The 12,060-nt window shown below is 77.2% G+C and carries 11 protein-coding genes; 4 read left to right on the top strand and 7 right to left on the bottom strand.

The genetic code is table 11. From position 1 onward, the window contains the following. Window positions 1–33: 33 nt before the first annotated feature. The 5 genes from cobS to AB0883_RS16270 all read right to left on the bottom strand — a co-directional run bounded on the left by cobS (window position 34) and on the right by AB0883_RS16270 (window position 4,336). On the bottom strand, window positions 34–807 hold the full coding sequence (cobS, locus tag AB0883_RS16250) for an adenosylcobinamide-GDP ribazoletransferase (protein WP_366641965.1): 774 nt from the start codon (window positions 805–807) through the stop codon (window positions 34–36). Beyond that, complete coding sequence (locus AB0883_RS16255) at window positions 797–2,773, bottom strand: bifunctional adenosylcobinamide kinase/adenosylcobinamide-phosphate guanylyltransferase (protein WP_366641966.1); 1,977 nt, start codon at window positions 2,771–2,773, stop codon at window positions 797–799. Before AB0883_RS16255 ends, cobS begins: the two co-directional genes overlap by 11 nt. A gap of 62 nt (window positions 2,774–2,835) precedes the next feature. Continuing rightward, window positions 2,836–3,657 (bottom strand): hypothetical protein, encoded by an 822-nt coding sequence (locus AB0883_RS16260; protein ID WP_366641967.1) that lies wholly within the window; start codon window positions 3,655–3,657, stop codon window positions 2,836–2,838. Continuing rightward, window positions 3,645–4,010, bottom strand: coding sequence for a PadR family transcriptional regulator (locus tag AB0883_RS16265; RefSeq protein WP_366641968.1), 366 nt, complete (start codon window positions 4,008–4,010; stop codon window positions 3,645–3,647). The genes AB0883_RS16260 and AB0883_RS16265 overlap by 13 nt, the downstream gene beginning before the upstream one ends. A gap of 125 nt (window positions 4,011–4,135) precedes the next feature. Next, on the bottom strand, window positions 4,136–4,336 hold the full coding sequence (locus AB0883_RS16270) for a hypothetical protein (protein WP_121400450.1): 201 nt from the start codon (window positions 4,334–4,336) through the stop codon (window positions 4,136–4,138). A gap of 203 nt (window positions 4,337–4,539) precedes the next feature. On the opposite strand from AB0883_RS16270, the gene AB0883_RS16275 reads away from it, so the two are divergent. Together AB0883_RS16275 and AB0883_RS16280 are read left to right on the top strand one after the other, a co-directional pair. Further along, the gene (locus AB0883_RS16275) at window positions 4,540–4,740 is read left to right on the top strand and encodes a hypothetical protein (protein ID WP_121400451.1); all 201 of its coding nucleotides are present in this window, start codon (window positions 4,540–4,542) and stop codon (window positions 4,738–4,740) included. Continuing rightward, window positions 4,740–5,537, top strand: a complete 798-nt coding sequence (locus tag AB0883_RS16280) for a site-2 protease family protein (protein ID WP_366641969.1) — start codon at window positions 4,740–4,742, stop codon at window positions 5,535–5,537. Before AB0883_RS16275 ends, AB0883_RS16280 begins: the two co-directional genes overlap by 1 nt. A gap of 175 nt (window positions 5,538–5,712) precedes the next feature. Here AB0883_RS16280 and AB0883_RS16285 read toward each other — a convergent pair whose 3' ends face one another. Together AB0883_RS16285 and AB0883_RS16290 are read right to left on the bottom strand one after the other, a co-directional pair. Further along, window positions 5,713–6,711: an aldo/keto reductase family protein gene (locus AB0883_RS16285; protein ID WP_366641970.1), complete on the bottom strand. Its 999-nt coding sequence runs from the start codon at window positions 6,709–6,711 to the stop codon at window positions 5,713–5,715. 58 nt (window positions 6,712–6,769) lie between these two features. Continuing rightward, window positions 6,770–8,392: a WG repeat-containing protein gene (locus AB0883_RS16290; protein ID WP_366641971.1), complete on the bottom strand. Its 1,623-nt coding sequence runs from the start codon at window positions 8,390–8,392 to the stop codon at window positions 6,770–6,772. Window positions 8,393–10,118: 1,726 nt separating this feature from the next. On the opposite strand from AB0883_RS16290, the gene AB0883_RS16295 reads away from it, so the two are divergent. Next, window positions 10,119–10,361, top strand: a complete 243-nt coding sequence (locus tag AB0883_RS16295) for a hypothetical protein (protein WP_366641972.1) — start codon at window positions 10,119–10,121, stop codon at window positions 10,359–10,361. Window positions 10,362–11,638: 1,277 nt separating this feature from the next. Next, on the top strand, window positions 11,639–12,060 hold a 422-nt coding region (locus tag AB0883_RS16300), incomplete at its 3' end, for a hypothetical protein (RefSeq protein WP_366641973.1).

The following is a 12,060-nucleotide window of genomic DNA, read 5'->3' on the forward strand; positions in this document are numbered from 1 at the left end:
TGGGAGAACGCTACCCGGCGCGGTGTGCCCCGTTCAGCCGGACAGCACCACTCCCAGGTAGACCAGCGTGGTGACCACCTCCACGGTCGCGCCCAGCACGTCGCCGGTGACGCCGCCGAGGCGGCGTACCACGTGTCGCAGCAGCCCCACCGCGACGGCGAGGGCGACGGCGACGGCGAGCGGCCCCTGCCACGGGCGGCCCGGCACGGCCGCGAGCGCCGGCAGCGCGACGGCGGCCGCCCCGGCGGCCAGGGCGACCGGCCCGACGGTGCCCGCGACCAGCGCGCCGAGGCCCTCGGGACGGGCGGCCGGCACCCCGCGCCGGCAGGCCACCGCCACCCCGAGCCGGCCTGCGGCGGTCGCCGCGACCACCGCCGCGAGCGCCGCCGGCCACGACCGTCCCGCCAGCTCCGCGAGGGCGGCCGTCTGCACCAGGAGTACGACCACCAGCGCGACCACCCCGAACGGGCCCACGTCCGGCTTCTTCATGATCTCCAGCGCGGCCGTTCCCCGCCGGTACGACCCCAGCGCGTCCACGGTGTCGGCCAGCCCGTCGAGGTGCAGCCCCCGGGTGAGCAGCGCCCCGGCGCCGACGGTCACCGCCGCCGCGACCAGCGGGGGCGCGAGCGCACCCGGAAGCAGCAGGACGCCGGCGAGGCCGACGCCGAGCAGTACGCCGACCGCCGGGGCGAGCGCCATCGCCGTCCCCGCCACCGACCGGTCGATGCGGCCGGCGCGCACCGGCAGGGTGGTGAAGGTGGTCAGCGCCAGCCGCGCCCCGTCGGCGAGCCGCGACTCAGCCGGCACGCCGGCCGGACGGGTCCACCGGCTCCGTGTCCGGCCCGGTGCCGTCCGGCGCACGGAAGTCGGGTTCCGTGCTGGTCGGTCCGGGACCGGCGGGCTCCGGCTCGCGGAAGTCGGGTTCGGTGCTGGTCGGTCCGGGGCCGGCGGGCTCCGGCTCGCGGAAGTCGGGCTCGTCGGTGTCCGGCCCGGCCTCTTCCGGCTCGTCGTCCTCGCCGCCGCCGAGCGACGGGTGGACCGGCAGCGCGGCGGCCAGCGCCAGCACCGAGCGCAGCAGCGGCAGCGCGGCCAGCGCGTTCGCGCCCTCGCCCAGGTCGAGCCGCAGGTCGAGCAGGGGCGTCAGGCCGAGCACGTCGGCACCGAGCCGCACGGCGGGGTGCCCGCCGTGGTCGGCCAGCAGGCACCAGTGCCGGGCCTGCCCGGCCAGGTCGCGGGTGACCATGGCGGCGGCCACCCCGACCGGCCCGTCGAGCATGACCGGCAGCCGGCGGGCGGTGGCGCCGAGCAGGACGCCGGTGGCCACGGCGACGTCCCCGCCGCCCAGCTCGGCCAGCACGTCCTTGGCGCTGCGCGGCGAGTTCCGGGTGCGGTGCAGGGCGTCCCGTACCGCCGCGCACCGCCTCATCCAGGCCGCGTCGTCGATCTCGCCCGAGTCGGTGACCACCCGCCTGAGCACCGCCGGCGCCTCGGCGCCCGCCGTCGCCACCAGCACCGCCGCCGCGGCGGCCTCGGTGCCGGCGCTGCACGCCCCGAGCACCAGCAGTCGTACGCCCGCGTCGGCGGCCTCCTCGGCGAGCCGCCAGCCGTACCGCAGGGCGGCCTCGACCTGCTCTCCGGTCAGCGTCGGCTCGGTCTCCATGGGTGCGGACTCCGGGGTCTGGACCACCTGGAGCTCGGCGCCGCTCTCGGCGGCCAGCCGGGCCAGCGCCCCCCGGCCGGCGCGGGCCTGCCGGGCCCGCCGCGCCGATTCGCCCGCCACGGTGCCGGCGGCGGCGTCGCCGAGGTGGTCGCCGTGCAGCAGCAGCACCCGCACCTGGCCCCACGGGGCCGGCGTGGCGGTGCCCTGGGTGGCGGCGGCGAACCCGACCGCCCGCTCCAGCACGCCCAGCCCCGATCCGGGCACGTCCAGGGTGGCGAGCCGCTCGATCGCCTGCGGGCCCGTGTACTCGTCGGGCATGGGCAGTTCCATGCCGGGCTGGATGACCAGGCCCGTGGCGACCATCGGCAGCGCCATGGTCGGGGCGGCCCAGGCGGTGCCGTCCGGCTCGGCGCCGCCGGCGGCACCGGGGGCGGCCGGCGGCGGCGGGCCGGGGGTGAACACGGCGGGGGAGGACTCCGGCTCGCCCCGGCCGACGACGGGGGCGGCCTTCGCCGGGTCGGCCTGCGTGGGGCCGGCCTGCGCGGGCACGGTGGCCGGCTGCGGGGCGCCCGGCTTCAGCCAGGCCGCCTGGCCGGCGACCACGAGGACCACGGCGTCGCAGGCGTCGGCGACCGCCCGGTTGGCCGCCCCGAGCGCGTCGGTGAAGGCCCGGCCGAGCGGGGTGGTGGGCACCAGGGAGAGGCCGACCTCGGGGCTGACCAGCACCAGCCGGGCCGCGCAGGAGCGGACCGCCGCCGCCAGCTCGGCGATGGTGGCGGTGTCGTCCGCCGGCTGGTGGGCCGGGTCGAGCAGCACGGTCGCCCAGCCGCCGAGGTCGTCGACGAGCAGCGTCTCGTTCGGCCCGGCGGAGGCGATCACGTCCGCGAGACGGCGCGGGTCGTCCGCGGTCTCCTCGGTGGTCCAGGTCTCCGGCCGGCGGGCGCGGTGCGCCGCCAGCCGGGCCGCCCACTCCGCGTCGTCGGCGGGCGCGTCGGCGGCGGTGGCCACGTAGCGGACCGTCGGCGCGTCGGCGACCAGGGACTCGGCGAACTCGGACTTTCCGGACCGGATACCGCCGAGCACCAGGACCGTGTTCCACCCGTCAACGGACATGCCCGTACTTTAGAGCCAGCACCCGGGTGCGGCCCCCCGGAGGTGCGGGGTGCGGCCGGCTCTCACCGGGTGAGCGGTTCCGACCGGCCGGCCAGCAGCCGGACGCCGGCCCAGACCGACCAGCCGGCGAAGGACGGCACCAGCACGAGCAGCGACAGCGCGCTGATCAGGGCGCCGAGCCATCCCAGCGCGGGCGCGACCATGCCGAGGTACAGACCGACGGGCACCCCGAGCAGGCCGGTCCCGGCGGCGGCGCCGAGGACCCCGAGTGCGGTCGGGCCGCGCCGACGGAGCAGCGCCCCCGCGCCGGTGTGCAGCAGCCAGCCGCCCGGGGCGAGGCCGGCGACGAGGGCGACCGCGACGGCGAGCCGGTCACCGGCTCCCGCGGCGCCGACGCCCACGCCCAGCGCTCCGGCGGCCACCGGGCCGGTGCCGGCGAAGAGGGCGACCAGGGCCGCCAGCAGGTGGCGCCGGGCGCCGCCACCGCGCTGGCGGGCCCGGTGGAAGCAGCTCGCCGCGACCGCCGGCAGCATGCCGCAGGGGGAGACCAGGAAGAAGAACTCGGCGTCGTCCTCGCCGATCACGGGCCCCAGTGCGAGCGCGGCCACCATGACGACCGGTACGGCGAGCAGCCCGGCCCCCGCGCACGCCGAGACCGGCCAGCTCAGCGGCGGGTGCGCCGGCCGGGCGGCCAGCCGTTGCTGCCAGGCCAGCACGGGCAGCTTGACCAGGGTGTCGAGGGCGTACCGGTAGCGCAGCGACGGCGGGGCGTCGAGCAGCACGGCGAGCGCCTCCTCGCGCCAGCGGGCCCGGTCGGCGCGGGGGAGCAGCGTGGCGGCGGCGGCCAGTGCGCCCGCCAGGAGCCGGTTCGTCAGCCCGCGCACGACACGCTCCCGGCGGCGCTCGCGGGACCGGCCAGCCGGCGGCCGCGGCGGGCCCGCTGCCGCGCGTCGGCCTCGGCGAGTGCGGCGCGTGCCTGCGCGACCCCCTCGCCGGCCGGGTCCGCCGGCCCGCCGGTCAGCCGGTAGTAACGGCGGCGGGGACGGCCCTCGGCGCGCTGGTCGATGAGCTCCCACCGGCTGTCGACCCAGCCGGCCGCCTCCAGCCGGGCCATGATCGGGTAGATGGTGCCGGGCGGCAGGCCCGTCGCCTCCACGATCTCCAGCCCGTAGCACTCGCGCCCGGGGTCGGCGAGCAGGGCGCGCAGCACCAGCTGCACCTGCAGGGTCAGCCTCATACTCGTACTCTATATAGGGTCGGCGCGCCTGTCAGCCCCCGTCCGGTCGAAGGGCGGGAACCACGGCCCTCCAGCCCGAAGCCGGGTCGGTCAGCCGGCGCCCGCCCCGTCGGCGGGCGGCGGCCCTACCGGGGGGTCTGGTACTGGAAGTCGTTGGGGTTGACCGCCGCCGGCTTCGGGTCCTCCTGCCAGGCGCCCTCCCCGGGCCGGGCCACGAGGGCGTCCAGCAGGTCCTCCCGTTCCATGTGCGCGGCCCCCACGATGCCGCCGCGTACCGCCATCGCCCGCAGCGCCTCGGTGTCCTTGTCGTGCAGCGGTTCGTCCATCGTCGCCTCCTCCAGGCCCGTCGGCGGTCGGCGACCGCCCCGTCGCGCGTCAGGAGGCCCATACCCGGACAGGAGCCGGGGAACCCTGCGCCGCCGCCCGGGCGCGGGTGCCCGCCGGACGGATGTCGGGCCGCCCCGCGCGCGGCCGACTACGCTGGCGGGGGTTCGTCCCACGGGACATCAGCGGCGAGGGGAGACGCGGCATGGCGTGGAGCTGGCGGTACGAGGGCGCGAACGGTGAGTCGGTCGAGGGGCCGGCGGAGTCGTTCAGCAGCCAGGCGGACGCCGAGTCCTGGATCGGTCAGGCCTGGCGGGAGCTCGCGGCGTCCGGCGTCACCTCGGTCGCGCTCGTCGAGGACGACCGGGTGGAATACCGCATGAGCCTGCTGCCTCCGGCGGAGTGATGGCCGGCGACCGCCCGGGGGGCGAGCCGCTGGTGCTCGGCGTGCCCCGGGCGGCGTTCCGGCCCAGCCCGGTCTTCCTCGCCCTGGTCGCGCTCTTCGTGACCAGCGGGGTGCTCACCTGGAACGGGTTCGGCAACGTCCGGCTCGACGTGTTCCTCTTCGTCGTGTCCGGCTGGCTGGTCTCGCTCTGCCTGCACGAGTACGCCCACGCCGTCGTCGCGTTCCGGGCCGGCGACCGCAGCGTCGCCCACCGGGGCTACCTGACGCTCAACCCGCTGAAGTACAGCCACCCGCTGCTGTCGATCGCGTTGCCGGTGGCGGTCGTGCTGCTCGGCGGCATCGGTTTGCCCGGCGGGGCGGTCTGGGTGGACCGGCACGCCATCCCGGGGCGGCTGCGGCACACCCTGGTCAGCCTCGCCGGCCCGGCCACCAACGTGCTGTTCACGCTGGTCCTGGTGCTCGCCGTACGCCTCGGGGCGGCCGGCGGCGGGCCCGTCGAGTTCTGGGCGGCCGTGGCGCTGCTGGCGTTCCTCCAGCTCACCGCGAGCGTGCTCAACCTGCTTCCGGTCCCCGGCCTCGACGGCGGCAACATGATCCAGCCGTGGTTGAACCCGCAGTGGCGCAGGATGTACGACCTGTTCGCCCCGTTCGGCTTCATCCTGCTGTTCGCGCTGCTGTGGAACCCGCGGATCGGCGGCTGGTTCTTCGACGCCGTGTTCGCCGTCGGCGACTTCCTCGGCCTGCCCCCGTGGCTCTACGCCCTCGGCCTGGACCTGATCCGCTTCTGGCAGGGCTGATCCGCGCCGCCCGCCGGCACGATCCGGCGGCGGTCCGGCCTGGCGGTCTGGCCTGGTGGCGCGGCCTGTCGGCCTGGCCTGGCGGTCCGGCCGCTGCCGACGTGGTCCGGTGGCGTGGGGTGGTGCGGTCGCGGCCCGGCCGGCCGTGTCGCGGGGCCGGCCGGGCCGCCACACGTCACGGACGCTCGGCGGGAGACTCCGTGCGGGCCGGGTCGCGTTCGACGATCGGGTCGATGATCTCGTCGATCGCCTTGAGTAGCTCGGCGTCGAGCTTCACGCCGGTCGCCTTGACGTTGTCGTGCACCTGCTCGGGGCGGGTGGCGCCGACGATCGCCGAGGAGACGTTCGGGTTCTGCAACACCCAGGCGACGGCGAGCTGCGCCATGCTCAGCCCGGCCTGCTCGGCCAGCGGCTTGAGCCGCTGCACCCGGGTGAGGACCTCGTCGGTCATGAACCGGGAGATGAAGCTCGCGCCCGACTTCTCGTCGGTGGCCCGGGAGCCGGCCGGCGGCGGCTGCCCCGGCAGGTACTTGCCCGAGAGCACGCCCTGCGCGATCGGCGACCAGACGATCTGCCCGATGCCCAGCTCCTCGCTGGTGGGAACGACCTCGGACTCGATGACCCGCCAGAGCATCGAGTACTGCGGCTGGTTGGAGACCAGCGGGATGCGCAGCTCGCGGGCGAGCCGGTGGGCCTCGCGGATCTCCGACGCCTTCCACTCGGAGACGCCGATGTAGAGCGCCTTGCCGGAGTGCACGACGTCGGCGAAGGCCTCCATCGTCTCCTCCAGCGGCGTGCTGTGGTCGTACCGGTGGGCCTGGTAGAGGTCCACGTAGTCGGTGCGCAGCCGGCGCAGCGAGCCGTTGATCGACTCCATGATGTGCTTGCGGGACAGGCCCCGGTCGTTGCGACCCGGCCCCGTGGGCCAGTACACCTTGGTGAAGATCTCCAGGCCCTCGCGACGCTCGCCCTCCAGCGCGCGGCCCAGCACGTCCTCGGCGCGGGTGCCCGCGTACACGTCGGCCGTGTCGAAGGTGGTGATGCCGACGTCCAGGGCGGCCCGGACGCAGGCGAACGCCGCGTCCTCCTCGACCTGCGAGCCGTGGGTGATCCAGTTGCCGTACGAGATCTCGCTGACCATCAGGCCGGAACGGCCCAGGTGACGGAATTCCATGAGTCGACCCTAGCCCGTTCGGATCATGCCCACCCCTCGTGGCGGACCTCGGTGTCGCTCAGAGCACGGGGCTGGTGTCGACGAGCAGCCGCTCGATCTCGGCGACGACCTCGTCGCGGTCGCGGTGCACCGGCTCGATCAGCGGCTCGCCCCGGCGGTCGAGCGCGCCCCAGCGGCCGGTGCCGTCGCCGACCAGGAACGCGACCGGATGGACGACCAGCGCCGGATAGGTCGGCGCGACCAGCACCTTCCCGGCCCGGTTCACCACGCCGCGCCGGCCGGCCACCTCCACCACGGCCAGCCCTTCCTCGGTGAAGCCGTCGACGTACCGGCCGTCGGCCAGGACGGTGGCGAACCCGTGGTGCCGGGTGGGCACCACGATGCGACCGTTGCGGTCGACCGCACCCCAGCCGTCGCGGCGGACCACGGCCACGCCGCGCTGGAACGGGCGTACGTCCGCGAAGCCGTGCGGCACCACCACCTCGCCGGTGGCGTCGATCGCCACCCAGCCGGCGTCGCCGCCGTCGGACACCCAGGCCAGCCCGTCGGAGAACGAGCGGACCACCGGGTACGACGGTTCGAGCACCGTGGCGCCGGTGCGGTCGACCAGCGACCACCGCTCGGTCTCGGGGCGCCGCACCCAGGCCAGCCCGTCGCGGAACGGCTGCGCCTCCGCGTACTCGGCCGCGATGACCATGTCGCCGTCCGGGTCGGAGAAACCCCACAGGTCGCCGTCGCGGGCCGGCGCCGGGGGCCGGTCACGCTCCAGCACCTCCTCCCGGCTGCGGGGGTACGGCCCGAAGCCCGTCTCCGCGACCCGCTCCGCCACCGCGTCCAGGCTCAGCCGGATCCGGGCCTGCAGCTCGGGGTCCTGGGTGCCGCGCAGGTCCAGGGCCCGCTCGAAGTGGTGACACGCCTCCATCAGCCGGCCCTGGTCGTAGCAGGACCGTCCGGCGTGCTCGTGCAGCACCGCGCGCAGCCGCTCGGGCAACTCCGTGGAGTTCGCCTCGGCGAAGAGCCGGTCGGCCTCGACGAACTCGCCGCGCCAGCGCAACACGTGCGCCAGCCGCGCCTGGGCCACCGCCGTACGCCGCAGCTCCCCGGTGGCCTCGGCGTAGGTGAGCGCGAGCCGACCGTCCGCGAGGGCGTCGTCCAGCTCGCCGAGGATCCGGGACGCCACCGCCCGCAGGCTGAGCAGCCGGGCCCGCGACTTGTTGTCCACGGCGGCACCCAGCTTCTCGGTCAGCCGCCGCCGGATCGTCCGGAACTCGTCCGGCTCCTCCACGATCTCCCGCAGCGTGGCCGGATCGAGCCGCCACCGGTAGCTCGCCAGCGCCTGCTCCGGATCACCCTGCGCGGCACTCTGGCGCCCGGCGTCCCGCGGCGCACCGGTGCTCGTCCCGGCGGCCCGTGGCGCGGCGGCCCGTGGCCCGGCGGCGCCCGGTTCGGCGGCCTGTGGTCCGGCGGTGCCCGGTTCGGTGGCTCGTGATCCGGCGGTGCTCGTTGCCGTGGTGTGGTGCTCCGCGGTGCTCGTTCCCGTGGTGTCTGACTCGGGGGTGCGGGGCGCGGAGGTCCGCTCCGCGCTCGTCGGCGGCACCTGACCACCGAGCGGCGTGGCGGCGGGCGGCGTGGCGCTGGATGGCACGGCGTCGGGCGAAGCGGCGTCCGGTGGCGCGGACACCGGCCGTTCTTCCACGTCCGTGGTCGGCGCCGAGGTGGCCCACGCCGATGGCTGTGGCATGGGCGGCGCGGACACCGGCTGCGCTGGCACGATGCCCTCGGGAAGGGCGGAGACCTCGTGTGCCGACGGCGACGGGACAGGAGGTGCCCAGGGCGCGGACGACACCGGCTGCGTCGATTGCGTCGACAGCTCGGCGGCGGACGGGACCGGCATGGCATCCGTGGGAGGCGCTGAGGTTACCGGCGGCGCGGAAACGGCCTGGGCCGGCACGAGGTCTGAGGCGGGTGCGGAGACAGGCTGCGGTGCCTGCGACAACGCGCCAGGGACGATGGACGAGGGCGGCGCCGATGCGGCGGGCGGCGCGGAGACCGGCTCGCCCGGCGGGGCGGACACCGGTTCAGCCTGTGGCGCGGCAGCGGTGGACGTGCCCTGGGCAGGCGCGTACGAATCGGACGCGACGGGCGGCCCGGGAACGGACGGGGCCGGCGGCATGGCAATGGCTCGGGCCGGTGGCGCGGGGACATGCTCAGCCGGTGGCGCGGGGACAGGCTCAGCCTGTGGCGCGGCGATGTGCTGGGCCGGTGGCGCGGCGACCGGACGCGGCGCTGGTGCGGCCGGAGACGGCTCGCTCGTGCCGGCCGGCGGCTCGACGGCAGAACCGGTCCGGGGCACCTCCGCCGGTTCCGCCGCAGGGTCGGAGACGGGAGAGACCGGTGGTGCGGACACCGGTGCCGCAGCGCCAACGGGTGGCGCGGACACGGGGCGCGGATCGGCCGTGGCGGGTGGAACACCATGGACGTTAAAAGCCTTCGGTGACAACCACGGTGTTCCACTGGCGGGCTCAGCCCGGTCGTTCGACACCCGCTCGACCGGTTCGTGCGTGTTGATCGTGGCGTGCGGGTCCGTGGCCGTGGCCGAGGTGTCCGTGTCGGCCGCGCGCGGGGAGGTCGACGGCGCTGCTTCGGGCTGTGCCGCTGCTTCCGGGGCGGTTCCTTTCGCCGCCACCGGATCGGGCACGGCCGGCTGTGCCTGGGCTGCTTCCGCCGATGCTTCCGACATCGGGCGTACGACTGGCGCCGCGACGTCCGCGACCGACGGTGGTGCCGACACGGGCCGGGCAGGAGGTGCGGAGACCGGGCGCGGCTCGGGTGACGCGGAGTTGGTCTCCCCGGGAGATGCGAAGACGGACGCTGTGGAGTCGGTCTGCACGGGCGACGCGGCGGCGGGCGGTGCGGGGACGGGCGGCGCGGGCGGTGCGGGGGCGAGCGGTGCGGGCGCGGCGGAGACCGGCTGCTCCGGCGGTGCGGCGATCGGCGGCAGGTCCGCCGGCGTCGGTTCCTGATCGGTCGGGGGGACCGGGACGGAAGGCGCAGGGGACGTCGGCGAAGGTGCGGAGGCCGGGCCGGCGGGCGGACCGGACACCGGGACGGACACGGACGGCGCCAATCCAGCGGACGAATCGTGTACCGGCTCGGAAAGGGCGGGCGCAGGCGACGCCGGCCCCGCGGGTGAGCCGTACACCAGCTCGGAACGGAGAGATGCGAGCGGCGCCGGCGCTGCGTGCGGGGCCGGTGGACCGGACGCCGGTGGGGTGGCCGGCGAGACCGGTGCGGGGCCTTCGGGGGCGGCCCCGGTCGGCGGTTCGGGATGGTCGTGAGCGGGCTCGGACGACGCGGCACCGTCGCCGGCACGCTTCGGCACCGACGCGTCAACGGCCCGGGTCGGCATGGCGTCGACGCCCGACCTGCCTTCGGGAATCGACGCGCCGTTCGGAGCCACCGCGCCGCTCGGTGTCGCCGTGCCGCTCGGTGTCGCCGTGCCGCTCGGTGTCGCCGTGCCGCTCGAAGTCGACGCGCCACTCTGCGCCGCCACGTTGCTGGGAGTCGGCGTGCCGTTCGGCGTCTCCGTGCCGCCCGGGGTCTGCGTGCCGCCCGGGGCCGGTGTGGCGGACGGGGGAGCGTCAGCCTGACCGGCGGGCCGCGCCTCGTCCGGCGTGACCGGAGGAGGGGGCACGGGCCGGGACGGTCGGAACCAGGCGTCCGGCCCGCTTGGTGTGGGCGCCTGGGGAGGCGGCGGGGCGGCCGGTGTGGGCGGGCCGCTCGGCGGTGGCGGGACGTACCGCCTGGGCCTGTCGGGCGCGATGGGTGCCTGCGCTGCCGGGACGTCCTGCCTGGCCGTGCCTGCGGCTGCCTGCTCTTCCGGCGAGCGGTGCGGCGCGGTCGGAGGGGTGGCGGACGGCGTGCGGGGCGAGGGCCGTGTCACGGACCGGGCTTCGCCGTTCCCGCCGCCCGGGTGCGGCGTGGATGCGTCCGGGCGGGCCGGTCCTGGACGTGCCGGAGCCGGACCGGTCATCGCGCTGGCTGTCGCCTGACCGGCCGTGTCGGCGGTCGTTCCCGAGGTCTGATCGGGTACCGCGCGGGCTGTCGCCTGCCGGGCCGTGTCGGCGGTCGTCGCCGGGGCCGGGCCGGACACCCTGCTGGCGCTCGCCTCCGGTGCCGGCAGGAACTCCAGGCGCAGTCGGCCGGCGGGGGGCGCCGAGACCGGCGTGGCGTCCTCCTCCGGGGCCGGGCGGGGCGTGCGGCCGGCGGGCGGGAAAGGCTCCCCGGGCACAGGTCGGGCGCCGGCAGCCGGCGGCCCCTGTAGCGGCACCGGCGGGGGCATGGGCACGCCGGAAACGGGGGCCGCCGGGATCGGGGCAGGCGCGCCAGGGCGACCGGCTACGGGGGCGGGTGAGCCAGGCGTCAGCGTTCCCGGCCACCCGGCGGGCGGGCCGGCGGGCGACACCGGCCGTCCGACCACCGGATTCGCCGGACGGTCGGCGGTCGGGCCTGCGGGCGACACGGGGCGGCCGGTGGCCGGAGCCGTCGGGGCCGCTGGGCGGTCGGCGGTCGGGCCTGCGGGCGACACGGGGCGGCCGGTGGCCGGAGCCGTCGGGGCCGTCGAGCGGCCGGCGGCCGGATCCCCGGGTGGCACCGGCCGCCCGACCACCTGATCCGCCGGACCCGTCGGCGACGCCGGGCGGCTGACGGTCGGGCCCGTCGGCGGTGCGGTGTGGCGGGTGTCGGGGCCTGCCGGGGATACCGGGCGGCTGACGGCTGGGCTCGTCGGCGGTGCGGTGTGGCGGGTGTCGGGGCCTGCCGGGGATACCGGGCGGTTGACGGTCGGGCCTGCCGGCGACACCGGGGCCCGGAAGCCTGCCGGTCCGGAGGCCGGCGGCCCGGAGGTCGGGGCACCGTAGGTGGGGGATTGCGGCCGCTGGTCGTACCCGGGCGGGAACGGCGGAGTCGCGGCGTCCTGGGGGCGCTCGGCCGGTCGCCGGTGCTCGGGGCGGGGTTCGGCGCGCCGCGCCGCGTCCCGGTCGTGGCCGGGCCGCAGGGGACCGGGCGGCGGCCAGGGCAGGCCGCCGTCCTGCGGGGGGTGCCCCCGGTACGCCTCGGCCTCCCGATGGGCGTCCGGCCGGGCAGCCCCGCGCGGACCCCGCTCCGGGTACGTCTCGGCACGCGCCGCCTCGTGCGCCCGCCGGCGCTCGTCCGGCTCCTGCTGCCGCCGTTGGCCGTCCGGAGGCGGCTGCTGCCGTTGGCCGTCCGGAGGCGGCTGCTGCCGTTGGCCGTCCGGAGGCGGCTGCTGCCGTTGGCCGTCCGGAGGCGGCTGCTGCCGTTGGCCGTCCG

Origin of the sequence: Micromonospora sp. NPDC047812 (genome assembly GCF_040704175.1) — a bacterium.
In the GTDB taxonomy this organism is placed as follows: Bacteria; Actinomycetota; Actinomycetes; order Mycobacteriales; family Micromonosporaceae; genus Micromonospora.